This is a genomic window from Pseudomonas sp. P135 (genome assembly GCF_020312125.1).
Classification (GTDB): Bacteria; Pseudomonadota; Gammaproteobacteria; order Pseudomonadales; family Pseudomonadaceae; genus Aquipseudomonas; species Aquipseudomonas fragariae.
This window is the reverse complement of sequence record NZ_JAGPYR010000001.1, coordinates 419,984-444,422: the sequence shown is the minus strand read 5'-3', so window position 1 is coordinate 444,422 and position 24,439 is coordinate 419,984. Positions and strand designations below refer to the sequence as shown.

General features: G+C 59.3%; 21 protein-coding genes, 2 tRNA genes and 1 pseudogene. 8 read left to right on the top strand and 16 right to left on the bottom strand.

Annotation, left to right across the window (positions count from 1 at the left end):
- Entirely contained in the window at positions 1-468 is a 468-nt protein-coding gene (recX, locus tag KBY08_RS01940) for a recombination regulator RecX (RefSeq protein WP_004406202.1), read from the top strand.
- A 13-nt stretch (positions 469-481) separates the two neighbouring features.
- On the opposite strand, the gene KBY08_RS01935 is transcribed toward recX, so the two are convergent.
- Together KBY08_RS01935 and KBY08_RS01930 are read right to left on the bottom strand one after the other, a co-directional pair.
- Entirely contained in the window at positions 482-1,594 is a 1,113-nt protein-coding gene (locus tag KBY08_RS01935; RefSeq protein ID WP_011266989.1) for an LOG family protein, read from the bottom strand.
- A gap of 193 nt (positions 1,595-1,787) precedes the next feature.
- Positions 1,788-2,204 carry a quorum-sensing-regulated virulence factor family protein gene (locus KBY08_RS01930; protein ID WP_004406195.1) on the bottom strand — a complete coding sequence of 139 codons (417 nt, stop codon included), beginning with the start codon at positions 2,202-2,204 and terminating at the stop codon, positions 1,788-1,790.
- Positions 2,205-2,459: 255 nt separating this feature from the next.
- Here KBY08_RS01930 and KBY08_RS01925 point away from each other — a divergent pair, with 255 nt between their 5' ends.
- From KBY08_RS01925 to KBY08_RS01910, 4 genes are all read left to right on the top strand, one after another.
- Positions 2,460-3,170, top strand: a complete 711-nt coding sequence (locus tag KBY08_RS01925; protein WP_096126436.1) for a tRNA-uridine aminocarboxypropyltransferase — start codon at positions 2,460-2,462, stop codon at positions 3,168-3,170.
- A 46-nt stretch (positions 3,171-3,216) separates the two neighbouring features.
- Positions 3,217-3,399, top strand: coding sequence for a hypothetical protein (locus KBY08_RS01920; RefSeq protein ID WP_096104203.1), 183 nt, complete (start codon positions 3,217-3,219; stop codon positions 3,397-3,399).
- A gap of 15 nt (positions 3,400-3,414) precedes the next feature.
- Complete coding sequence (erdR, locus tag KBY08_RS01915; protein ID WP_003319664.1) at positions 3,415-4,062, top strand: response regulator transcription factor ErdR; 648 nt, start codon at positions 3,415-3,417, stop codon at positions 4,060-4,062.
- Positions 4,063-4,145: 83 nt separating this feature from the next.
- Entirely contained in the window at positions 4,146-4,511 is a 366-nt protein-coding gene (locus tag KBY08_RS01910; RefSeq protein ID WP_003364775.1) for a diacylglycerol kinase, read from the top strand.
- Positions 4,512-4,529: 18 nt separating this feature from the next.
- Here the strand turns inward: KBY08_RS01910 and KBY08_RS01905 are convergent, their stop codons facing one another.
- Positions 4,530-5,456, bottom strand: a complete 927-nt coding sequence (locus KBY08_RS01905; RefSeq protein ID WP_003339525.1) for a LysR family transcriptional regulator — start codon at positions 5,454-5,456, stop codon at positions 4,530-4,532.
- A 123-nt stretch (positions 5,457-5,579) separates the two neighbouring features.
- On the opposite strand from KBY08_RS01905, the gene fpr reads away from it, so the two are divergent.
- On the top strand, positions 5,580-6,359 hold the full coding sequence (gene fpr, locus KBY08_RS01900; RefSeq protein WP_002554680.1) for a ferredoxin-NADP reductase: 780 nt from the start codon (positions 5,580-5,582) through the stop codon (positions 6,357-6,359).
- A 96-nt stretch (positions 6,360-6,455) separates the two neighbouring features.
- Here fpr and tsaA read toward each other — a convergent pair whose 3' ends face one another.
- The 6 genes from tsaA to KBY08_RS01870 form a co-directional block, all read right to left on the bottom strand.
- Entirely contained in the window at positions 6,456-7,148 is a 693-nt protein-coding gene (tsaA, locus tag KBY08_RS01895; RefSeq protein ID WP_024643240.1) for a tRNA (N6-threonylcarbamoyladenosine(37)-N6)-methyltransferase TrmO, read from the bottom strand.
- A 10-nt stretch (positions 7,149-7,158) separates the two neighbouring features.
- A complete protein-coding gene (locus tag KBY08_RS01890; protein WP_003409371.1) occupies positions 7,159-7,620 on the bottom strand; it encodes a DUF1456 family protein in 462 nt (153 codons plus the stop codon).
- A gap of 79 nt (positions 7,621-7,699) precedes the next feature.
- Complete coding sequence (locus KBY08_RS01885; RefSeq protein WP_024651778.1) at positions 7,700-8,410, bottom strand: rRNA pseudouridine synthase; 711 nt, start codon at positions 8,408-8,410, stop codon at positions 7,700-7,702.
- A gap of 92 nt (positions 8,411-8,502) precedes the next feature.
- Complete coding sequence (locus tag KBY08_RS01880) at positions 8,503-8,943, bottom strand: GNAT family N-acetyltransferase (protein WP_096104200.1); 441 nt, start codon at positions 8,941-8,943, stop codon at positions 8,503-8,505.
- Positions 8,944-9,045: 102 nt separating this feature from the next.
- Positions 9,046-10,389, bottom strand: a complete 1,344-nt coding sequence (gene rimO / locus KBY08_RS01875; protein ID WP_058398526.1) for a 30S ribosomal protein S12 methylthiotransferase RimO — start codon at positions 10,387-10,389, stop codon at positions 9,046-9,048.
- Positions 10,390-10,700: 311 nt separating this feature from the next.
- Positions 10,701-11,792 carry a catalase family protein gene (locus tag KBY08_RS01870; protein WP_111522026.1) on the bottom strand — a complete coding sequence of 364 codons (1,092 nt, stop codon included), beginning with the start codon at positions 11,790-11,792 and terminating at the stop codon, positions 10,701-10,703.
- 333 nt (positions 11,793-12,125) lie between these two features.
- Between KBY08_RS01870 and KBY08_RS01865 the strand changes: the two genes are divergently transcribed.
- Complete coding sequence (locus tag KBY08_RS01865) at positions 12,126-14,021, top strand: potassium transporter Kup (protein WP_004406174.1); 1,896 nt, start codon at positions 12,126-12,128, stop codon at positions 14,019-14,021.
- Positions 14,022-14,105: 84 nt separating this feature from the next.
- Here KBY08_RS01865 and KBY08_RS01860 read toward each other — a convergent pair whose 3' ends face one another.
- The 4 genes and pseudogenes from KBY08_RS01860 to KBY08_RS01845 form a co-directional block, all read right to left on the bottom strand.
- Complete coding sequence (locus KBY08_RS01860) at positions 14,106-15,440, bottom strand: virulence factor family protein (protein ID WP_004406171.1); 1,335 nt, start codon at positions 15,438-15,440, stop codon at positions 14,106-14,108.
- Positions 15,440-18,057: pseudogene (mprF, locus tag KBY08_RS01855) on the bottom strand (bifunctional lysylphosphatidylglycerol flippase/synthetase MprF). Before mprF ends, KBY08_RS01860 begins: the two are co-directional and overlap by 1 nt.
- 374 nt (positions 18,058-18,431) lie before the next feature.
- Positions 18,432-18,508 (bottom strand) — tRNA-Met (locus KBY08_RS01850).
- Between the two features lie 205 nt (positions 18,509-18,713).
- Positions 18,714-18,790 (bottom strand) — tRNA-Met (locus KBY08_RS01845).
- A 261-nt stretch (positions 18,791-19,051) separates the two neighbouring features.
- On the opposite strand from KBY08_RS01845, the gene dinB reads away from it, so the two are divergent.
- The gene (gene dinB, locus KBY08_RS01840) at positions 19,052-20,116 is read left to right on the top strand and encodes a DNA polymerase IV (protein WP_004406165.1); all 1,065 of its coding nucleotides are present in this window, start codon (positions 19,052-19,054) and stop codon (positions 20,114-20,116) included.
- A gap of 45 nt (positions 20,117-20,161) precedes the next feature.
- On the opposite strand, the gene KBY08_RS01835 is transcribed toward dinB, so the two are convergent.
- The 3 genes from KBY08_RS01835 to KBY08_RS01825 all read right to left on the bottom strand — a co-directional run bounded on the left by KBY08_RS01835 (position 20,162) and on the right by KBY08_RS01825 (position 24,417).
- The gene (locus KBY08_RS01835) at positions 20,162-21,118 is read right to left on the bottom strand and encodes a lipoprotein (RefSeq protein WP_003390980.1); all 957 of its coding nucleotides are present in this window, start codon (positions 21,116-21,118) and stop codon (positions 20,162-20,164) included.
- Positions 21,119-21,183: 65 nt separating this feature from the next.
- Positions 21,184-22,899 carry a proline--tRNA ligase gene (locus KBY08_RS01830; RefSeq protein WP_057457345.1) on the bottom strand — a complete coding sequence of 572 codons (1,716 nt, stop codon included), beginning with the start codon at positions 22,897-22,899 and terminating at the stop codon, positions 21,184-21,186.
- 171 nt (positions 22,900-23,070) lie between these two features.
- Positions 23,071-24,417: an OprD family porin gene (locus tag KBY08_RS01825; protein ID WP_024639923.1), complete on the bottom strand. Its 1,347-nt coding sequence runs from the start codon at positions 24,415-24,417 to the stop codon at positions 23,071-23,073.
- Positions 24,418-24,439: the final 22 nt, after the last annotated feature.

The following is a 24,439-nucleotide window of genomic DNA, read 5'->3' as shown; positions in this document are numbered from 1 at the left end:
ATGCCTGCCGTACTCGATACACCTGTCGCCGTCAGGCGCACTGCAATGGACCTGCTCGCACGTCGCGAGCACGGTCGAGTCGAGCTGACGCGTAAACTGCGTCAGCGCGGCGCTCCCCCCGAGCTTATCGATGCCGCCCTTGATCGCCTGGTCGAGGAAGGTCTGCTCTCTGAATCCCGCTACCTTGAAAGCTTCGTGTCTTACCGGGCACGTTCGGGCTACGGTCCTGTTCGTATTCGCGAAGAGCTTGGTCAGCGTGGCTTGCAACGTGCCGACATTGAGCAGGCGCTCAGGGACTGCGGTATTGATTGGCAGGAGAAGCTTTACGAGCTTTGGCAGCGCAAGTTTGCCGGTGCTCTGCCTGTCGATGCGCGCGAGCGAGCCAAACAGGGGCGTTTTTTGAGTTATCGAGGCTATCCGCTGGAAATGATCGGCCGCTTGTTAAGCGGCCGTGGCGGAGATGACTGATATATCGGGGCGTTTACTGTGGCGCCCGTTTCTGAGCTGCGTCCCTGGTCGCTGAAGCGTCTTCCCAGTTTTCCTGTTGGTTGATGTAATCCACCAGTTCACGAAGCCTGCCCTGATTGCGGCCTGTGAAGGTGAACGCCAGTCGTGTCAGGTGACTGAACTGCGCTTCATCGTGTTCTTCGCCCTGATAACTGTGCTGGTGAAAGTTTTCATTGATGCACAAGTCAGCGAACGCTTCCTGCATGTGCTCCAGAGCTTGCTCGCTCAGCGCATGATGCATACGGATCACGAACTTGTTTTTCAGCCAGCGGCTGGAATGGAAGTTGGCGTAAAACCGGTTGATCTCTTGCACCGCTTCGTCGGCGCTGTAAACCAGCCTCATCAGCTTCATGTCGGCTGGCAGAATGTAGTGATTGTCCTGCAACTGGTGCTTGATGAAGTCCAGCGCACCTTGCCAGAAACTCCCGCCAGGCGTGTCCAGCAATACCACAGGCACCAACGGGCTTTTGCCGGTTTGTATCAACGTCAGCACTTCCAGGGCTTCGTCCAGAGTTCCGAAGCCGCCTGGGCATAGCACCAGCGCGTCGGCTTCCTTGACGAAGAACAGCTTGCGCGTGAAGAAGAAGTGGAAGGGCAGCAGGTTTTCGCTGCCCTCTACCGTCGGGTTGGCGTGCTGTTCGAAGGGCAGGGTAATGTTGAACCCGAGGCTGTGTTTCAAGCCTGCACCGGCATGGGCTGCCGCCATGATGCCGCCGCCTGCGCCGGTGATGACCATCATGTTGGAGCTGGCCAGTTTTTCTCCCAGCTCTCTGGCCTGGGCGTACAGCGGATGTTCCATTGGTGTACGAGCGGAGCCGAAGACAGTGACTTTGCGGCGGCCCTTGAAGCGCTCTAGCACCCGAAAGGCTTTGTCCAGTTCGCGCAGGGTCTGCAGCGTTATCTTGACGTCCCAGCGGTTACGGTCATCCTGGGCCATGCGCAACACGGTGAGCATCATGTCGCGGTACAGCGGCAGGTTTTTCGTGCCCGGAGCCACCTCATTGATGTGCTCTTCAATCTTGCTGGTCAGGTCGAGACCGTCGCTTTGAAAGTGTCGGGATAGAAGATCGTCAGGTACATACGGCATTCGGGATTTTTCCTCCTGCAGGATCGATGGCCCGGTGGGGCGTGTTGAATCGATGATGTCCCGGTTTGCAGAGAAAGGCTACCCATTCCCTGTTCATTGCCAGGGTGGATTGGTTGCAGGATGTCTTGAGTACTGCTCGAATGACGCGCCTGAAGAACAGGCGCGCGGGGGGAGGCTACATGTCGGGCGTGGCTTATTGCTTGGGCTTTACAGTGCAGTCGGAAGCCTGAAAGGTCTGCGTCGCAACCGGGCGGTTGGTCTTGTACTCGGTGAACTGATACTTGAGTACGGCACCCTTGGTCATCAACTGGCGAAAACCATTGTTGTGGCACACGCTATTGCCCAACTGGTTGCGCATCACGTCCGGGTTGGCGCGCATCTGCTGAGCCTGGCCTTCACGAACGCTCAGGTGGTTGATCAGCTGGTTGCCGCTGACGGTATAGCCCTGATCGAGGATGTCTTCGTTGATCGCTCTCGGCGTGCCGACACTGCTTTCCTTAGCGACTTTTTCCAGCATCTTGCTGAGTTCGAACTCCTGTTTCGACGCCGCCTGGGCGCACAGTGGAGTAACGAGCAAAAGCGTAAGGGTGGGTACGATAAGGCGCAGCATTAAACTCTCCTGATTAAGTCACTGGCCGTTGGACCAGCGACTTCAAAGTGCGTTCCGGGCAGCCCACCGATAGCGCGGGGGTGCTGTGGCGCAGCAGTATAGAGCAGGAGTCTTCCTCGGGCCTAGACTCTGGACGAAAAGAGGCTGCCGTACCGAAAGCGCGTTGAAGTGCCGGGGCTCTGATAAACTGCGCGCACTTTAGTCCTGCCGAGTCTTTGTGGTGTCGATGTATCTCCCCCGCAGGTGTGTCCTGTAATGAGCCATGCCGTGTCCCGCCTGCGCGATGAGCGTCTGGCCCGCAGTACCAGGCCTTTTATTGCCCGAGGCTCGCGCGCGCCGCGCTGCCCGGAATGCCGGGTGATCTCCAGCTATTGTCTGTGCGAATGGCGACCCAGCGTCGCTGCCGATTCAGGCATCTGCCTGCTGATGTATGACACCGAGCCCTTGAAGCCGACCAACACTGGTTGGCTGATCGCCGATGTCATCCAGGACACTCATGCCTTCCTCTGGTCGCGGATAGAGGTCGATGAGCAATTGCTCGCCTTGCTGGACGACCCGCAGTGGCAGCCCTACATCGTCTTTCCCGGAGAATTTGTCGCCGAGGAGCGCGTGGTCAATAGGGTCTCGCGCCTGGATGGCAAGCGCCCGCTGTTCATTCTGCTGGATGCCACCTGGACCGAAGCACGCAAGATGTTTCGCAAGAGCCCGTATCTGGAGCAGTTTCCGGTTTTGAGTCTGGAGCCCGAGCAGATCTCGCGTTACCGTTTGCGTCGATCGAGGCGTGACGATCACTTCTGCACGGCGGAAGTGGCCGCCCTGTGTCTGGAACTGGCCGGTGACGCCAGTGCCAGCGGAGTGCTGGATGCTTATCTGGACGTGTTCAGCGCTCATTACCTGGGCGCCAAGTACCAGAACCCGATTGATCCCGACGACGTGGCGCATACCCACTTGAAGGCGTTCATTTGAAGGCTGTTCATAACCAGGGGCTGCCGAACTGCACGGGTTTGGCTAATTGCCATCTATGTTCCCGGGTATCGACGCTTCGCGCTTGACCGTCATGGCCATGCTGGGCATGCTTGGCGCCGCCTGGAAGCCGATTCATCTGGTCTGGCAGTGCGCCGGGGCCCGCTTCGGGTTTCGCACTGTGCGTTCGCCAGCCTTGCTGGGCGGCCGAGTCTTCGGCCCCTCACTATAAAAACAGGATCATTACATGACCTACGACATCCTGATCGCTGATGATCATCCCCTGTTTCGCAGTGCGCTGCATCAGGCGCTGAGCATTGGCCTGGGGCCTGACGCACGGCTGGTCGAGGCAGAAAGCATTGCCCAGCTTGAGTCGCGCCTGGGGGAGAAGGCTGATTGGGATCTGGTTCTGTTGGACCTGAACATGCCAGGGGCCTACGGCTTCTCCGGGCTGGTCCTGTTGCGTGGCCAGTACCCGCAGATACCGGTGGTGATGGTCTCGGCGCAGGAAGAAGCCTCCATCGTGGTGCGCTCCAGAGAGTTTGGTGCCAGCGGCTTCATTCCCAAATCCAGCTCGCTGGAAGTCATTCAGCAGGCGGTACGCACGGTGCTTGACGGTGACGTCTGGTGGCCGCCGCAGGTCAATGAAGTGATCAGTGTTTCAGACGAAGCAAAGGCTGCCAGCGCAGGCCTTGCCAGCCTGACGCCTCAGCAGTTTCGAGTGCTGACGATGGTCTGTGAAGGCTTGCTGAACAAGCAGATCGCTTCCGAACTCAGCGTGTCCGAAGCGACCATCAAGGCACATGTCACAGCGATTTTCCGCAAGCTTGGCGTACGCACGCGTACCCAGGCAGCATTGTTGTTACAGCAGCTTGAGTCCATTTCGTCCAGCTGACGGCTTTCAGGTTGCGAGCATTCACGCTTTTTTGACCTTTATTGCCTTAGCTTTCCTCATCTTTTTTACACAGCAGCCTCTCTATGTCGCCCTTCAAAGGCCAAACCGGTCTGAAACGTATTCTTAATGCCGCGGGTTATTCACTGGACGGTTTGTGCGCAGCCTTCAAAGGTGAAGCGGCTTTCCGCCAGTTGGTACTGCTCAACGTGGTCCTGGTCCCGCTGTCGTTTTTCCTGCACGTCAGCAAGGGCGAGCATGCCTTACTGGTTGCCGTGTGCCTGCTGGCGCTGATCGTGGAGCTGCTCAATTCGGCCGTAGAGGCGGCCATTGACCGCATCTCGCTGGACCTGCACCCGCTGTCCAAGAACGCCAAGGACATGGGCAGTGCTGCCCAGTTCATCGCCCTGAGCATGATTGGTCTGGTGTGGGCGATCATTCTGCTGGGCTGACGCCTTTGGTACAGATCGTCAATACAGGCTGGGCAGCACGATCTCGTCGCTGCGCTGCACCCCGGCGGTGAATGCGCGACACAGTTCGAGAAACTCGCGCATGGCCGAGGTCTGGTATTTCTGTTTGTGCCAGATGAAGTAGAACTGCCTGGCCAGGTCCAGCTCGGGCGTAGCCAGTTCGACCAGATTGCCGCGACGAAAGGCATCACGCAGCGCCAGTCTGGAAATGCACCCAATGCCCAGCCCGGATTCGACTGCGCGTTTGATGGCTTCGGTGTGCTCAAGCTCCAGTCGGACATTCAGCCCGTTACGGTGATGACGCATCGCCTGATCGAACGTCAGGCGTGTGCCTGAGCCCTGTTCCCGAAGTATCCAGGCTTCATGGGTCAGCTCTTCCAGGGTTACCTGGGCGCGCTTGGCCAGCGGATGCTGCGGGGCGCAGAACACCACAAGTTCGTCTTCGACCCAGGATTGCACTTCGATGTCCGGGTGGCTGCAATCGCCTTCGATGAGGCCCAGATCGATCTCGTAGTGCGCAACCTGTTGCACGATATGCGCCGTGTTCTGGACATGTAGCTTGACCTGGCTTTCCGGATGGCGCTGCATGTAGCCGCCGATCAGCAGGGTCGCCAGGTAATTGCCGATCGTCAGCGTCGCCCCGACCGCCAGTGAACCGAAGCCTGATTTGCCGTTGAGCAGGTCTTCGATTTCCTTGGCCTGATCGAGCAGCGCGACGGCTTGGGGCAGCAATTGTCTGCCGGTGGCGTTGAGGCTGAGGCGCTTGCCGGCACGGTCAAACAGCTGGCAGCTCGATTGGCGCTCCAGCTCGGTGATGGAGGTGCTGGCAGCCGACTGCGAAAGCGAAAGCAGTACTGCGGCCTTGGAGACGCTTTCCTGCCGGGCGACGGCCACAAATACCTGGAGCTGACGGAGAGTAAATCGCATATCTATATAACCGATAACCTATATCTTGATAATTCATTTAACAGATATTGTGTCTGCCACTAGAATGTTGCGCAATAGCGCAGTGCTTCTGCGCGCACTATTTTTTCAGGAGTCCTCACGTACATGAGCAACATGAACCACGAGCGTGTCCTCAGCGTCCACCACTGGAACGACACCCTCTTCAGTTTCAAGTGCACCCGCGACCCTGGTTTGCGTTTCGAGAACGGTCAGTTCGTGATGATCGGTCTGCAGCAGCCAAACGGTCGTCCGCTCATGCGCGCCTATTCGATTGCCAGCCCGAACTGGGAAGAGCATCTGGAGTTCTTCAGCATCAAGGTGCCTGACGGCCCGCTGACTTCCCAGTTGCAGCACCTCAAGGAAGGCGACGAGATCATCATCAGCAAGAAGCCTACGGGTACGCTGGTGCTGGACGATCTCAAGCCGGGCAAGCATCTTTACCTGCTGAGCACCGGTACCGGCCTTGCGCCGTTCATGAGTGTCATCCAGGATCCCGAAACCTACGAGCGTTTCGAGAAGGTCATCCTCTGCCACGGCGTGCGTTACGTGAACGAAGTCGCCTATCGCGAATTCATCACCGAGCACCTGCCGCAGAATGAATTCTTCGGTGAAGCGCTGCGTGACAAACTCATCTACTACCCGACGGTCACCCGCGAGCCTTTCGAGAACGAAGGTCGTCTGACCGACCTGATGCGCAGTGGCAAGCTGTTCAGCGACATCGGCCTGCCGCCGATCAACCCGCAGGACGACCGTGCCATGTTGTGCGGCAGCCCGAGCATGCTCGACGAGACCAGCGAAGTGCTCAACAGCTTCGGCCTGACCGTTTCGCCGCGTATGCGTGAGCCGGGCGACTATCTGATCGAGCGTGCGTTCGTCGAGAAGTAAGCCGGCTGCACAAGACCCGCCTCTTCCTTGAGTGGATCAGGCGGGTTTTTGTTGTGCGGGATTTGTTGCCCCGATCAGTTCAGATCAGCAGCAGCCTCAGGCGAGCAGCACTTCAAGCACGCAAATCACGCCGGCCTGCGGGTAGTGCCAGCGCACGTCCAGATCCCAGAACTGAGCACCATAGCGACGTTCCGGCGTGGGCAGCTGATAGGCCGGGCGCGGGTCCTGGGCCAGGCACTGCTCGATCAGTTCGACCAGCGGCTCGTTCAGGCGCAACGCGTGTTCACGAGCCTGTTGCAGCGCGGCCTCCTGCCAGCGCACCGGTATCAGGTCTGGCGCAGCACTGGCGATGTGGTTGGTCGCGTCGGCGATTGCGTCGGCGTAGGGCACATAGGGCTTGATGTCCAGCACCGGCGTGCCATCCAGCAGGTCGATGCCGGACAGCCAGAGTCGCCCGGGCTCGACCTTGTCCAGCTTGACCACCGACTGGCCGATGCCATTGGGGCGATGGGTTGCGCGGGTAGCGAACACGCCCATCGACTGGTTGCCACCCAGGCGCGGCGGGCGCACCTTCAGGCGTGGCTTGTCTTCCAGTGTCAGGTGGAACAGAAACAGCAGCCAGACGTGACTGACCTGTTCCAGCCCCTGAACCGCTTCACCCTGATCGAAAGGTGGCACCAGCTCCAGCACGCCGCGTGCCGCCGGTGCCAGCTGTGGCTGGCGCGGGATGGCGAACTTCTCCTTGAAGCAGGAGCGCACGAAGCCGACAGGGGAGACGTTGTAGCTCATCGGGACCGATTCAGCCACGCACGCGCAGGGTCAGGCCCTTGAGGAAATTGCGCAGCAGTTGATCGCCACAGGCGCGGTAGTTGGTGTGTCCGACCTTGCGGAACAGGGCGCTCAGCTCTGGCTTGGAGACCGGGAAGTCGACCGATTTGAGGATGGCGTGCATGTCGTCTTCTTTCAGTTCGAACGCCACGCGCAGTTTTTTCAGGACGATATTGTTGGTGATCGGCAAATCGATCGCCTGTGGCGGACGGCTGTCGTCCTTGCCACGCTTGAAGTAGACCAGGCCATCGAGGAAGTGCGCCATGATTTCATCGCTGCAATCCAGATAGCCTTCTTCTTCCTCTTTTTTCATGAAAGCGATGACATCGCTCTTCGACACTTCAAAACCGGTCAGTGCGGTGATCTCGACAATCTTGCTGTCGCTGATATCGAGCATGTAGCGCACGCTGCGCAGTACATCGTTGTTCATCATGAGGCGTGTTTCCTGATAAGTCGTAGGGCAGCGCATGACGGTGGGCATGCGCGCTGTAATAAGGTGGGTGGCGCGAGGGTCAGAATTTTTCCTTGGCCGTCATGTAGCGCCACTGGCCCTCGGGCAGTTTGCCCATGGATACGCCGCCGATGCGGATGCGGCGAATGGCGACGATCTTCAGGCCGACGGCCTCGCACAGCAGGGCGATGATGCCGGGCTGCGGATTTTTCATTGCAAAGCGCAGGCGGTTCTCGTTCTGCCAGCTGGCTTTCACGGCTGGCAGCTCCTTGCCTTTGTAGGTCAGGCCGTGGTTCAGCCGGTTGAGGCCATGAGCAGCCATCTCGCCCGAGATTTCCACCACGTATTCCTGCTCGATCTTGCTGCGGTCATCGGTGAGCTTGCGCAGGATTTTCCAGTCCTGGCTGAACACCATCAAGCCGCTGGCGTTGGCCTGCAGGCTTGAAATCGCCTCAAGGCGCATGAAATGGCCCTTGAGCGGACGCTTGCTGTAGCTGTGCTCTACGGAGAGCGTACCCGGCGTGATCATCTGCAACGCTTCTTCGGCGCTTGCCGAGGCGGGTTTGTGCAGGATGATCGTCACCGGCTCGGGCGAGTCGGCCTTGGCGTCCGGGCTGAGCTCGATTTTCTGGGTGCTGACCTTGAAGTGCGGTTCTTCGATGACCTCGCCGTCCACAGTGACCCAGCCACCCTCGATAAACAGTTCGGCCTCCCGGCGGGAGCAACCGACCAGCTCGATAAGGCGTTTGGAAAGGCGAATGGGGTCTGTCATGACAAAAAAGCCGTTTGCTAAAATAAAGTCGCCATTGTAACCGCCCGGCGACGGTTAATCGCGGCAACATTGCATTTGCGCTGCAATCGGTGTCAGTGATGGCCGATCAGGCGCATTCTGAGCATGGGGTAAGGCTGGCCCAGACCATCGATTTCAGAGCGGCTGACAACCTCGAAACCATGCCTGCGGTAAAACCCCAATGCCTGCGTATTCTGCTCGTTGACGTCCAGCTCGCGGATATTGAACTGCTCGATTGCATGAGTCAGCAACTGCGTGCCCAGCTTCTGGCCGCGATGGTCCGGGTCGATGAACAGAATATCCAGACTGTCCTTGTGCGCACCCGCAAAGCCGGTGATGTTGAGCTGCTCATCCCTTGTACAGAACAGGGTCACACTGCCCAGATACTGCGGCAGCAGCCCCTTGAGCCGGGTGATGTAGGCGTCTGGCAGAAAGTCATGGGTGGCGCGCACCGAGCGTTCCCATACCTCGGTCATTTCCGGGTAATCATGGGTATCCGGTGTGTATAGCTGCATATCGCGTCCTCCTTTAAGCCGGTCCTGGATAGACAACAGCCAGAGACGAAAAAGCCCTGCCGGTTAAAGGGCAGGGCTTTCGCTTGCGACCAGGGAGAGTACTTAGAGCATTTCGGCCCACAGGTCGTATTCGTCGGCATCGGTCACTCGGCACATGATCTTGTCGCCGGGCTGAACGGTGCTGCCGTCGTCCAGGCCGATGAACACGTTGCCGTCGATTTCCGGGGCGTCGAAGAAGCAGCGGCCCACGGCACCACGATCGTCGACTTCGTCGATCAGCACTTCGATCTCCTTGCCGATCTTCATCTGCAGGCGCGCAGCGCTGATTGCCTGCTGATGAGCCATGAAGCGATCCCAGCGATCCTGCTTGACGTCGTCCGGCACGATGGCCGCGTCCAGCAGATTGGCGGGCGCGCCTTCAACCGGCGAGTACTGGAAGCAGCCAACCCGGTCCAGCTGCGCTTCGGTCAGCCAGTCCAGCAGGTACTGGAAGTCTTCTTCGGTTTCACCGGGAAAACCGACGATGAAGGTCGAGCGGATGATCAGGTCCGGGCACTGCTCGCGCCAGTTCTTGATGCGCGCCAGCGTCTTGTCTTCAAAGGCCGGACGCTTCATCAGCTTGAGGATTTTCGGGCTGGCGTGCTGGAACGGGATGTCCAGGTACGGCAGGATCTTGCCCGCGGCCATCAAGGGGATCAGTTCGTCGACGTGCGGGTACGGGTAGACATAGTGCAGGCGCACCCAGACACCCATCGAGCCCAGCGCCTGGCACAGCTCGGTCATGCGGGTTTTGACCGGCTGACCGTCCCAGAAACCGGTGCGGTATTTGACGTCAACGCCATAGGCGCTGGTGTCCTGGGAAATGACCAGCAGTTCCTTCACCCCGGATTTGACCAGGCGCTTGGCCTCGTCCAGTACATCACCCACCGGGCGGCTGACCAGCTTGCCGCGCATCGACGGGATGATGCAGAAGCTGCAACTGTGGTTGCAGCCTTCGGAAATTTTCAGATACGCGTAGTGGCGCGGGGTCAGTTTCACGCCTTGTGGCGGCACGAGGTCGATCAACGGATTGTGATCCTGGCGGGGCGGCACCACATCGTGCACCGCGTTGACCACCTGCTCGTACTGCTGCGGGCCGGTCACCGACAGCACGCTCGGGTGCACGTTGCGAATGACACTCGCATCGACGCCCATGCAGCCGGTCACGATGACCTTGCCGTTTTCCTTGATGGCTTCGCCGATCACTTCCAGCGACTCGGCCTTGGCCGTATCGATGAAGCCACAGGTGTTGACCACGACCACGTCGGCGTCCTCGTAGGTCGCAACGACTTCGTAACCTTCCATGCGCAGCTGGGTCAGGATGCGTTCAGAGTCAACGAGTGCCTTTGGGCAACCCAGTGAAACGAATCCAACCTTGGGGGCGGACGGCGTGGTGACGGTGGACATGGCAAACCTCGGCGTGAAGGGCGCCCGGACGCGAAGCGCAGGCGCTGACTGGGCGCTTGCTGCGCCTCTGATCAAAAAGTGCGCAATTCTAGCGGCGAGTGGGCAGGATGACCAGCGTTTGCATGAGAATTACGACGTACGCGAGACGCAGCCAAGGCCAGCGCTTGCCGAGCCGATCGCATCACGACCGGCAGTAACGCCGGCACACGCAGTGTATTGAGGAAAATAGCCGATGTTGCAAAGGGCGGCAGTGACAGTTTGAATGAAGTCCAGGCCCGACTGCGCAGGCCTGGACTGGCTGTCACATGCTCTCAGCGCCGCGGTTCATGCATCGGGCAGCCGTTGTGCTGGCTGCGAAAGCCCGCCGAGTGTTCATAGGCCGGTTTGCGCACGCGCATCACGCCGCCCAACGGACGATGCGCCTCAAGGCCATGCCATGGGCTGAACGCCATGGCTTCGTCGATTTCCTGGACGTTTTGCTCCGACCACGCTGACTGGCGGGGCACATCGATTCGAGCGACGGTTACGTAAGGGCTGAGGTCTTCCGGCCAGATCGCCGAGGCGTCCTCGATCGGCATTTTCTCCAGGTCCGTGGCCAACTGGACGCGGACTTCCCAACTGGCATCGTGTTCAAGAAAGAACGCCTTGACCGCTTCGCGCAGACCGTCCGGATTGTCTTTCAGGTCCACAGCCTTGTCGGTCAGTGCAATCAATTCGGCGCAGACCGGCACGACACTGAGTTTGGCGTAGTAGGGGCCGTACAGAAACGGTACGACGGTGTAGAACGTCTCGCCCAGGATGTGGGTCATCGGGTGCCCGCCGAGACTTCTCAGCGTGCCACTTTCGCCCCCGGCAGACTCGATCACCGACTCGATGCCGCGCAGGACGGCAGACAGCGCGCGTTTCATGCTCGGCGCCTTGTCGGTGGTCTTGGCCAGCAACTTCAGGGTCTTCAAGAACGCTTTGGGGTCCTTGGCAGTAAACGCCTTGGCGTTTTGCATGACAAAGTCCTGGGTGGTTGCCTCTGCGCTGCCGGGCAAGCGCGGGCCTTCGACGCCGACCAGTTTGATGGCCAGGCCTCGAGGCGTTGATACCTTGTCGTCGAGAATGTCGCCCGGATTGGTCGAGAATCTCATGACAACCGGGAAGTTGCCGGGCCTGGCGAAGGCACCCTGGGCCAAAGGCTCGGGCAGGTCGCCGTACACTTGAATCTGCCCGTGAAGCAAGCCGTGAGCCTTGGCATGCACACTGCGAATGGCGTGCCCTGTATCTTGATAAGTGGTCTCGAGGATGGAGTGCATGGCTTCGACCAGCTCTTTGCTGGTCTGCGCTTCATCATCCGGAACGACTTCAAATGAGGGCTGGAAGGGTAAAGGCTGGACAGTCAGGTTTTGTGTGGTCATCAGAGCATCTCGGTCAGAGGTAATCAGGGGGCCCGGGCGTCGGTGCGGTTCTTGAAGACCCCTGATGCGGCAGGCTTAACTAATGACCGGCCGATATTTTTGTCGTTCCATGAGAAACGCTGCCTCGAAAAACGCCTTCAACAGGCAGTGATCAAGGCGTGGTGGCAGGTCGGATCGTTGCGACGATCTGCGTTTCACCAAGAATTACGACGAGTGCTGCGTTATGCTTCGCGCCATCGCGCCGAGGCATGTCAATGTCTGGCTGAATCTGAATTGTTACGCCTTGTGATGTTCTCAGTGTTGAACCTCATGTCTGGTTTCCGGGAGTAGTGGATGAGTCAAGCAAACAGTCATGCGGAGGCCGGAGGCGCTGCCAAGCCCATCGGGCTGCTGATCGCCGCGGTAGGGGTGGTTTACGGCGACATTGGCACCAGTCCGCTGTACACCCTCAAGGAGGTGTTTCAGGGTGGTTACGGTGTGGACGTGACCCATGACGCGATTCTCGGCGTGCTGTCGCTGATCTTCTGGTCGCTGATCTGGGTGGTTTCGTTCAAGTACATGGCGTTCGTCCTGCGTGCCGATAACCAGGGTGAGGGCGGCATCATGGCGCTGATGGCCCTGGCGCGGCGCGCTTCGGCCAAGCATCCCCGGCTGCAAATGATGATGGTGGTATTCGGCCTGTTCGGCGCCGCATTGTTCTACGGTGACAGCATGATCACCCCGGCGGTTTCGGTGTTGTCGGCGATGGAAGGGCTGGAGCTGGCGTTCGATGGCCTCGATCACTGGATCGTGCCCATGGCGCTGATTGTGCTGGTGGGGCTGTTTCTGATTCAGCGTCATGGCACCGCGCGTATCGGTGTGCTGTTCGGCCCGGTCATGGTGACCTGGTTTCTGGTGCTCGGTGCGCTGGGGGTCTACGGCATCATGCAGTCGCCGGAAGTGCTGAAAGCGGTCAACCCGGCATGGGGCGTGAATTTCTTCATTATCCATCCGGGCATTGGTGTGGCCATTCTGGGGGCTGTGGTGCTTGCCCTGACCGGTGCCGAAGCGCTGTATGCCGACATGGGCCACTTCGGTCGCAAGCCGATTTCACGCGCGTGGTTCATCCTTGTGCTGCCTGCGCTGCTGCTCAACTATTTCGGTCAGGGTGCGCTGGTGCTGGGCAATCCTGAAACGGTTCGTAACCCGTTCTACCTGCTGGCGCCGGGCTGGGCGCTGCTGCCCCTGATCGGCCTGTCGACGATGGCGACCATCATTGCCTCGCAAGCGGTGATCTCCGGCGCCTTCTCGATGACGCTGCAGGCGATCCAGCTGGGCTACATTCCGCGCATGCACATCCAGCACACCTCCAGCGACGCGCAAGGCCAGATCTACATTGGTGCCGTCAACTGGGCGCTGATGGCGGGTGTCATTCTGCTGGTGATCGGCTTCGAATCGTCTGGCGCGCTGGCGTCTGCCTACGGCGTCGCGGTGACCGGAACCATGCTCTGCACCACCATTCTGGTGTCGACGGTCATGCTGATGCTCTGGAAATGGCCGCCATTGCTGGCTGTTCCGTTGCTGATCTGCCTGCTGCTGGTGGACGGTCTGTTCTTTGCGGCCAACGTGCCGAAGATCTTCCAGGGCGGGGCCTTCCCGGTACTGGCGGGCGCGGTGTTGTTTATCCTCATGACCACCTGGAAGCGCGGCAAGCAGTTGCTCGCGGAGCGAATCGACGAGGGCGGCCTGCCATTGCCGATCTTCATCGGCAGCATTCGCGTCCAACCGCCGCACCGGGTACAGGGCACGGCAGTGTTCCTGACTGCACGTTCGGATGCCGTACCCCATGCGCTGTTGCATAACATGCTGCACAACCAGGTGTTGCACGAGCAAGTGGTGCTGTTGACGGTGGTGTATGAAGATTCGCCGCGTGTGCCGTCCGCTCAGCGCTTCGAAGTCGAATCCTATGGCGAAGGCTTCTATCGAGTGATCCTGCACTTCGGCTTTATCGATGAGCCTGACGTACCGGCTGCGCTGGCCTTGTGTCACTTGCCGGAGCTGGACTTCAGTCCGATGCGCACCACGTACTTCCTCAGCCGCGAGACCGTGATCCCGTCCAAGATGGATGGCATGGCTCGCTGGCGTGAAGCGTTGTTCGCCTTCATGCTCAAGAACGCCAACGGCAACCTGCGCTTCTTCAAGCTGCCATTCAACCGGGTGATCGAGTTGGGTACCCAAGTGGAGATGTAAACGTTGGCCGGGTTGCCCGGCAGCGCAGATAAAAAAATCCCGGCCACCTCACGGTGCCGGGATTTTTTGTCGCAGACTGTGGCGTTACTGAGCGGCAGTCTTGCCCTGACGCTTGTTGATCGCGTCGATCAGACGTTTGGCCAGTGCCGGATAGTCCTCATCGAAGTGGTGACCGCCTGGCAATTGAACCGCCTCGCCGACGGCGGTGGTGTCAGTGCAACCACTGTCTTTCTTCTCTTCGACGCCGTAAACGCAGAACACCTTGGCGGCTGGCAGCTTGGCCATTTCCTGTCCGGTGGTGGCTTCCTTGCCTGCGTTGCCAAGCCAGCCGTCGACGTGAATCTCGAAGCTGCCAGTGCGCGCGAAGGCAAGCAGAATAATCGCGTCGACCCGATTCTGATCGTCTGCCGCCAGGCGATTGTAGATAGCCGGCATGACGTCAGCACCGAACGAGTAGCCCGCCAGAATGAAGCGCTTGGTGCCCCACTTCTGACGGTAGTGGTTCATCAGGTCGGTGAGGTCGACGGCGGTCTGTTCCGGCGTCTTGTGTTCCCAGTAGTAGCGCAGTACGTCGATGCCCACCACCGGGTAGCCCATCTTGGCCATGTCGCCGGCCACGACCTTGTCCAGGTCGCGCCATCCGCCGTCACCGGACATGAACAGCGTCACGGTGTCGGAAGGCTGGCTGGCCGGAACTTCGACCGTCGGTATGCCCAGTCCGCCACTGTCATTCTCGCCGAGCAACAGATGACGAAGTTCGGTATTGAGCACCTGAGGCAACGGGATGTCGTAGTCGCTGATGCTGGTGTCGGCGTTGCTCTGATCGCGCACGAAGGCTGCGCTCGGATCATCCGGCGCGTCGTTCCAGGCGGCCAGCCAGTGACCGTGCGCAGCCTTCTGCGGCAGCGGCACGTCGCAGATCTGCGGCGGCTTTTCGTCCTCTTCCACAACGGGCGGCGGATTAGACACGTGCTCGAGCGCAAAACCTACCGAAATGGCCTGCGCCTGGTCATCGGTCTGCCCGGCCAGCCAGCGCCAGGCCAGGGTTGCGCCCGGGCCTATGCCACCGACGACCTTTGCCGGGCCGTCGAGCTTCGTCAGAGCGTCCTGAAAGGTCTTCTGTTGCAGGACGCAGTCGTCCTTGGGCAGCACCACCTGAATGATGCGTGCCGACGCATCCTTGCTGATCGCCAGCAATTGCTTGTCGCTCAGCATGTCTTCAGCAGTAACGGCCAGTGCGATACGGGTCTTGATGCTGGTGGCCGGCGTTACGCTGGTCAGCGGCGCGCCACCGTCAAGGTTCGAGTGTTCCAGTGATGCGGGCGGAGCGGGGCGGGTCCAGACCCAGACTCCCAGCGCCACGATTAAAAGAACAATTACCAGAGCTGCGAGCAAAAGGCGCCAGGAGCGTCGAATCATCAGCGTTTCACCAATCCAGTCAGGCCGCCCGCAATCAGGGCGGCGGTGTCAGCCAGTGCCACGAGCGGATCGAGTCCGGCAGGCACGGCCATATAACGAGGTTCCCAATCGGGCTGGAATTTGTCCTTGAAGCGACGCAGCCCCTGGAAGTTGTACAGCTGTTCGCCACGGCGGAAAATCATCGAACCCAGACGCTGGGTGATGGGTGCGCCACGTCGCGGCTGCAGGCCCGACAAAGGCACCATGCCCAGGCTGAAGCGCGCGTAGCCCTGGGCTTTGTAATGCAGAATCAGACCGACCATCATGAACTCCATGGTCAGCTTGGGTGCATCCGGGTGAGAGCGCATCAGGTCCAGGCTGGCCAGTTCCGGGCTGGTGGTTTCCAGCAGGTTGGAGAACGCGACCGGCTTGCCCTGGAAGTGCACGATGGCAATACGGAAGTACTTCAGGTACTCAGTGCTGAAACGGCCCAGCGAGAAGCCTTTTTCGCGGACATTCTTGCCCGTCAGCCAGGCGTCGGAAATCACTTTCAGCTCGTCGATCGGTGCCTGGCCCGGTTCGTAGATCTCCAGCGAAAGACCGTCGCGGCCACCCCGGTTCCAGGTGTAACGCAAGTCTTTCATCTCCTTGCCCTTGGCGTCGATGTCGAAGCGATGCAGGTCGACGCGCGCTTCTTCACCCAGCTTGATGGCCGTGAGACCGATGTCCATGTAGAACGGCAGGTTTTCTGCACGTACCTGATAGAACACCGGGCGCGCATGGTGCACGTCGCACAGGTCGCGGAACTGCCAGATCAGCTCGGCACGCTGTTGTGTGGGGCCGATCGGGTCGTAAAGTGCTACCAGACTGCGGCCGCGATGCGAGTACATCAGGAACGCATTGCCGGCCGGATGGAACAGGATCGCCTTGTCGCCGGTGAGCACCAGGCCGCCATCGGGCTGTTTGGAGGCCTTGAGGATCTCGGCCGCCTTGTCCAGATCCTCGGCGTCGGGCAGCTTGATGACCGGTCTGGCAGTACGCAGTAACCAGGTCAGCGAAACCACTACCAGCAGCACGGCGCTGCCGAGCGCCGAACGCAGGCCGCGCGGGGCGTCTGCATCGAGGGTGAACTGCCACCACAACTGGTGACTGTAGGGCACGTCCTGATAGGCGAACAGCAGCAGCCAGATCGAGGCGCCGACCACACAGATGCTGGCAATCAGGTAGACCGGCGAGAACGGCAGCTCTAGCAGGCGGCTTGGACGGTAGAACGAACGGCGGAAGGTCAGCAGCAGGCAGGCGGTCAGCAGCAGCATGCTGGCTTCTTCCCAGTCGAAGCCCTTGAGTATCGACAGCACTGCACCTACCAGCAGCAGGATAGAGGTCAGCATCCAGGCAGCCGACAGCCGGCGACGCAGGCCCTGGGCGAGCAGCAGGCACAGCACGCCCACCAGACTGGCTCCAAAGTGCGACGCATCGATCAGTCGATGCGGGATCATGAAGCCGACGTTTTCCAGACGGGTATCGATTTCAGGGGTGGCACCAGAGAAGAGCAGCACCACCCCCGACAAGAAAACCAGTAGTGCCAGAATCGGTGCCGCCAGTCCTGAGGCGACGCGCATGGCCTGCCTGGTCGGCAGCAGGCGCTGAGCCTCGGTGAACAGCAGGGTAAGGCAGGCCAGCAGCAGCGGCAGGATCACGTAGATCAGGCGGTACAGCAGCAGTGCAGCGGCGAGCGGGGCGGCACCCAGTTCGTTGGCAAAGGCTGCGAGCAGAATCGCCTCGAACACGCCGACGCCACCAGGCACATGGCTGAGCACGCCAGCAGCGAGCGCCAGCAGGTAGATAAGGATGAATGCACCCAGCGGCGGCGCATGCGGCAGCAGCAGGTACAGCACCATCGCTGCGGCGGCGACGTCCAGCGCGGTGATCACCAGCTGAATCAGCGTCAGCTTCAAATCCGGCAGGCGCAAGGTGCGACGACCGAGACGAACCAGAATATTGTGCGGGATGTCCTGTTCCGGCAGGCGTCGACGGTAGATTAACACCGCCAGCAGCAGGCTGCCGATCAACACCGCTGTAGCGACTACAGCCAGCACGTCGACGGGAAGCTTGAGGGCCAGTGACGCGCCTGACAGGTTGCTCAGCGTGGCCAGTGCAGCCAGCGGCGGCAGCGCACAGCCCAGTGACAGGCTGGCGAACACGGTCATGCGGGCGATTTCAATTGCGCCTACGCCATGGCGTGAATAAAGCCTGTAGCGCACCGAGCCACCGGACAGCATCGACAGGCCGACCGCATTGCCGATGGCAAATGAGGTGAAGCCGCCGAGAAGCAGCGTCTTGATAGGCAGGTCGACATTGGCGTATCGACTGGCGGACAGTTCATAGCCCATCAGAATGATATAGCCGACGATTGCCGCGAGCAGCGCACCGCCCAAGGCGGGCAGGGGGACTGCGAACAGCGAGTCGTGCAGCGCATACCAGTCCATTTCGACCAGCATGTGGCGGCAGGCTATAAGGGCCAGGCTGAACAACAGCAGCATCACCGCCAGCCCGATGGGCTGTCGGTATTTGCTCAGCAGCTCCCGCCAGTTATGGCGCGGTGGGCTGACGGGTTGCTCTGCATCAATGGTTTCATTGGAATCGGACATGTTGTCGCGCATCAATCACTCCTTGGATCGTGCGCGACAGGATGGAGGTATGCAGCCAAGTTACCAATCCCTACGCAGAAAATATTTCAGGATGTTAGCGCGTCAACGTCTAACGAGCGAATGGCGAATCGAGCCGGGTGATGCTGTTCAGCTACGGTTCAGTCGTGATTCAGCTTAGTAACACCTATCGGCAGCGCACGCAAAAACTGTCGTAAATGCACGCATTACGTTACAGATGTGATGATAGGGTTTCAAAGGGCTTTGGAAATAGTCTTTTTTGTCAGACAGTTAGCCGTTGCCCGCGCTACTTTTTTACCGGAAACAAAAAAGGCCACTCTTTCGAGTAGCCTTTCTTGATGTTTGGTTGCGGGAGCCGGATTTGAACCGACGACCTTCGGGTTATGAGCCCGACGAGCTACCAGACTGCTCCATCCCGCGTCTGTGTGGCGGCATTCTACAGCCGAACGCTGAAGTGTCAACCCTTAATCGGCAAAGCATGCAAATGAATAGCAGATTGTGCACATTGTGCACGCTCTATAGCCAAGGCAGAGGGCCACGGCGGCGTGCAGGTCAGGGCTTGAGAAGAGGGCTTTTCAGGCACGCACAAAAAAGGCCACTCTTTCGAGTAGCCTTTTCTGATGTTTGGTTGCGGGAGCCGGATTTGAACCGACGACCTTCGGGTTATGAGCCCGACGAGCTACCAGACTGCTCCATCCCGCGTCTGTGTGGCGGCATTCTACAGAGAGATGACGAGGTGTCAATGGTTAGTTTTAAAAAAGTGCTTTTTCTTCAAACGCTTAGCGGATCCAAATGATCGATCTGCACGGCATCGGCGCTTGCATGACGGGGCTTTGCAGCTGTTTCGGTCATGCGTGATGGGCTTTTGACTACTTTTCGTGGCGGCCTTTCGCATCATTGGATGTTACTTGGCGGCACGAATGAGATACTGCCCGGCCATTGATTGCAAAATCCCATCAGGTCATGACGCAGCGCAAAATCATCCACATCGACTGTGACTGCTTTTATGCAGCCATTGAAATGCGTGACGAGCCCGACCTCGCCGGCAAACCGTTGGCGGTAGGCGGCTCTGCGGAGCGGCGCGGGGTGATTGCGACCTGTAATTACGAGGCGCGCGCCTATGGCGTGCGTTCGGCCATGTCGTCCCGGCATGCGCTCAAGCTCTGCCCGGACCTGACCATCGTCAAGCCGCGCATGGATGCCTATAAAGAAGCGTCGCGGGAAATCCACACGATCTTTCGCGATTACACCGACCTTATAGAGCCGCTGTCTCTGGATGAGGCCTTTCTGGATGTGTCCGAGGCCGGGCACTTTTCCGGCAGCGCCACGCGCATCGCGCAGGACATCCGTCGTCGGGTCTCGAATCAATTGCACATCACCGTGTCGGCGGGCGTTGCGCCCAACAAGTTTCTCGCCAAGATCGCCAGCGACTGGAAAAAGCCCAACGGGTTGTTCGTCATTACGCCGGATCAGGTCGAGGAATTCGTCGCTTCCCTGCCAGTCACCAAGCTTCATGGCGTAGGCAAAGTCACCGCAGACAAACTCGGCCGGCTGGGTATCGTCGACTGCGCCGACCTGCGAAGCCGCAGCAAGCTCGCGCTGGTCCGGGAGTTCGGCAGCTTCGGTGAGCGCCTCTGGAGTCTGGCGCACGGCATTGATGACCGACCGGTGCAGAATGACAGCCGACGTCAGTCAGTCAGCGTTGAAAATACCTACGACACGGATCTGCCTGATCTGGCGGCCTGCCTGGAAAAGCTGCCCGACCTGCTGGAAACCTTGAGTGGCCGGATGGCCAGAATGGAAGGGCAGTACCGGCCCGGCAAGCCGTTCGTCAAGGTGAAGTTTCATGACTTTACGCAGACGACTCTGGAGCAGTCCGGAGCCGGAAGGGATCTGGGCAGTTATGAACAGTTGCTGGCTCAGGCGTTCGCCCGCGGTGGCAAGCCGGTCAGGTTGCTGGGCATAGGCGTGCGCCTGCACGACCTGCGTGCAGCCCATGAGCAGCTGGAATTGTTCTCTCGACAATGACTGGCCGCGGTTAAACGCCGCGGCCTTTCATGTTGCGGGATTTTTTTACTGGCTCTGGGCAGGAACGGCGACCAGGCGGCCAGCGTCTCTGGCGAGCGATTTGAGAAATTCACCCTGCAGTTGCGGGTCGTTGCGCGTCAGTTCGATCAGGTTCTGTTCCAGCTCGCTGGCTTCTTCTTCCAGCCCCATGTCAGAAAGACGTTTGACGCGATGCACCCACTGGCTGACCTCATCATCTTCAAGGTCATCGTAGATCAGGGCGTGCGCCTCCAGCAACTTGCCGCGTAGCGAATGGCTGATTGGCAAACTGGCGCTCGTGTGCGCGCTGTCCTGATCGTCTTCGACATTGATATAGATGCGCGTGATGCGGCTCAGGTCCTGTTCGGCAAACGGACTGTCCAGCAGGTTCAGGCGCAGGATGCCGTTGCGGTCGGTGCTCATTTCGTGAGTTTCATTGCCAGCCTTGACCATCACTGGGCGTTCATTCCAGGGCAGGGTGGAGTTCTCGATCCGCTTGTCCTTCTGAACCTCGTCGATGCTCGCCAGATTCTGCTCGGCGCGACCGTGGGACGGGGCGTTCATGAACGGGTTGAGACCTGCAACGCCATAGTGAATCCAGTCCTTGGTCATGCTTTCCGGCAGATTACCCAGTGCAAACACGTTGACCACGTTAGCCCCGACACCTGCGACAACAGCGACTGCGCCGAGCGGGATCTCGTAGACCTCCCGCCACGGTTGGTAAGGCGTATAGCGGTCATAGTGGCGGGTGACTTCAAAGTCGGTGACCTCGAACGATTTGTGCTCGTGAATCCGCACGCGGCGTTGCGGCAACTCCAGTGTCTTGGGTTCGCCGATATCGACTTGCAGGGTGTGTTCGAGCAGTTTGCGTTCGACTCGCTCCTCGTGCTCGCTGCGCTGAGAGAGCTGGTTGGCACAGCCGCCGACGAGAAATGAGCCGCACAGAACGGCGCTGCCGAGGCTTAGGGTGCTTCGTTTGAGCATGGGATCTCTGATGCGGATTGGGCGAGTGAAGAGCGGCGCACCTGCGAGCAGGTGCGCACGTTGACTCAGCGGTTCACTTTGCCCTGGATGAACGACAGCACGTCCGCAACCGCAATGGCTTGCGGTTGCGATTCGGTACGGCTCTTGTATTCCAGATTACCTTCGGCCAGGCCTCGGTCGCTGACCACGATACGGTGCGGGATACCGATCAGTTCCATGTCGGCGAACTTGATGCCCGGGCTGGTCTTCTTGTCGCGGTCGTCGAGCAGTACTTCAAAACCGGCAGCCGTCAGGTCGGCGTAGAGTTTGTCCGTCGCTTCACGAACGGCGTCCGTCTCGTAGCGCAGCGGGACCAGCGCAATCTGGAACGGCGCGAGGGTGTCGTTCCAGATGATGCCGTTTTCGTCGCTGTTCTGTTCGATGGCAGCGGCAACCACTCGGGAAACACCGATGCCGTAGCAACCCATCGCCAGATTGACCGGCTTGCCGTTTTCACCCAGCACCTGGCACTTCATCGCTTCGCTGTACTTGGTGCCCAGCTGGAAGATGTGACCCACTTCGATGCCGCGCTTGATTTCCAGCGTGCCCTTGCCGTCCGGGCTTGGGTCGCCCGCAACCACGTTGCGCAGGTCGGCAACGGTCGGAACCGGCAGATCGCGCTCCCAGTTGACGCCGAAATAGTGTTTGTCGTCGATGTTGGCACCGACGCTGAAGTCGCTCATCAGCTCGACAGAGCGGTCGATGATGCACGGCAGTGGCAGGTTCAATGGGCCCAGTGAGCCCGCGCCTGCGCCGATGGCGTCGCGCAGTTCGGCTTCGGACGCCATGACCAGCGGGTTGGCGACCTGTTCCAGCTGACTGGCCTTGATTTCATTGAGCTCGTGATCGCCGCGGATGATCAGGGCGATCAGCTTGCCCTCTTCGGCAGCATGCACCACCAGCGTCTTGACGGTTTTCTCGATTGGCAGACCGAAACCTTCGACCAGTTGGGCGATGGTCTTGGTGTTCGGCGTGTCGATCAGACGCAGCTCTTCGGTCGCGGCAGGGCGCGTCTTCTCGCGAGGAATCGCCTCGGCCTTTTCGATGTTGGCTGCGTAATCGGAGCCGTCGCTGAACACGATATCGTCTTCGCCGGATTCGGCCAGTACGTGGAATTCGTGCGAGCCTGCGCCACCAATCGAGCCGTTATCCGCTTCGACCGGGCGAAACTTCAGGCCCAGTCGGGTAAAGATGTTGCTGTACGCCAGATGCATGCGGTCGTAGGTGACCTGCAGCGATTCTTGATCGGCATGGAACGAGTAGGCGTCTTTCATGACGAACTCGCGTCCACGCATCAGGCCGAAGCGCGGGCGGATCTCGTCACGGAATTTGGTCTGGATCTGGTACAGGTTGATCGGCAGCTGTTTATAGCTGTTGAGCTCATTGCGTGCCAGATCGGTGATGACTTCTTCGTGGGTCGGGCCCAGGCAAAACTCACGGTTGTGGCGGTCGACCAGACGCATCAGCTCCGGGCCATACTGCTCCCAGCGTCCGGATTCCTGCCACAGTTCTGCGGGTTGAATGCCGGGCATCAGAATTTCGAGTGCGCCTGCGGCGTCCATTTCTTCACGAACGATGGCTTCGACCTTGCGCAGTACGCGCAGGCCCATGGGCAGCCAGGTGTAGAGGCCGGAGGCCAGCTTGCGAATCATGCCGGCGCGCAGCATCAGCTGATGGCTGACCACGACCGCATCGGAAGGGGTTTCTTTCTGTGTGGCGAGCAAAAATTGACTGGTGCGCATGGTTGGCCGTTGTCGGTTGCTGAGACAGGAAATGACCTGGCATTGTACGGCGCTGTGCCGGTCGCGTACAGGGCGGGGCTGGCTTGCAAGTGGTGTTGGAGTGCTTTCTTGGGGGCATGAAAAAGCCCGGCATGTGCCGGGCTTCTTCTATTAACGAGTGCTGAGCGGTGATTACAGGATCGAGATCGGGTAATCGACGATCAGGCGGAACTCGTTGACGTCGCCATCTGCCTGGGCATCGTTACCACGGTGCCATGCCTGACGCATACGGAAGGACAGGTCTTTGGCCGGGCCAGTCTGTACAACGTATTTGGCTTCAAGGTTGGTTTCGTGGTGCTTGCCGTCAGCTCCATACATGTTGGCATAGGCACTGGACGCGTCTACTTTGGTGCCATCAATGTTGTCACCGTTGAGGTAGCGTGTCATGAAGCTCAGGCCAGGAACGCCGTAAGGCGTCATGTTCAGGTCGTAGCGCACTTGCCACGATTTCTCGCCTGGGCCGTTGAAGTCAGAGTACTGAACGGAGTTGGCCAGGAAAATAGAGTCGCCGCCACGATTGTTGTCGCCTATACCGATATAGTCGAACGGCGTATCGCCGTCGACTTTCTGGTACGCAACGGTAATGGTATGCGCTGCCAGGAACGAATAAGCCGCCGACGCCGAGTAAGTGGTGTTGTTAATCGACCCAGCTTTAGCGCTGCCTTCGTCAAGGGTGCGGTACAGGTTGACGTCGAAAGCCAGTGACTGATCATTCCCCAAAGGCAATGCATAGTTCACGTTACCGTAGTACTGATCCCAGATGTCTTCGAGTTTGGCTGCATAGAAAGCCACGCCCAAACCATCGGTCACTGCGTACTTGCCGCCAACAAAATCTGCACTGCTGGCTTTCAGGCCGTTGAAGCCGTTTGCGTAAGTTGCCCAGATGCTGCCGTCGTGACTCGTGTCATCCTGGCTTGTGCCCGAGTAGAAGTGTCCTGCTTCAAGATCAAGACCTGCAATCTCACTGCTTTGCAGGCTTAGACCGCTAGCGGTTTGAGGTAGCAGGCGTGATCCGCCAACCGCAAATACTGGACTGGTAGGCTGCATGTCGCCGATTTTCAATTCAGTCTTCGATACGCGGAATTTTACAGCGCCGCCCAGCTTGCCCTGCGTAGCCTCGTTATCACCATTGGCGTCAGTGACCAGGTTTCCAGAGCCTGAGTATTTGTCGAGACCCCAAAGCCTGAGGCCTCCATAGCCGAATGCCTCAACGCCTACACCGATGGTGCCTTGAGTGTAGCCGGTACTGAAGTTGGCCCAGATGCCTTGGGTCCAGTCTTTGTCACTGCGACCGCCTGGAGCAGGGTTGTTTTTCTTGTCACGGTTGTAATAGTAATTGCGCAACTTCAGGTCAAGCGTGCTGCCTTCCACAAAGCCCTTGGCATCAGCCTGATCGCTGACGAAAGGTGCGGCTGTTGCCATTTGGGCGCTGGCTGCCGTAACGGCCAGTGCGATTGCGCTCCACTTCATCACTCTCATCGTGATTGCTCCTTTGGTTTTT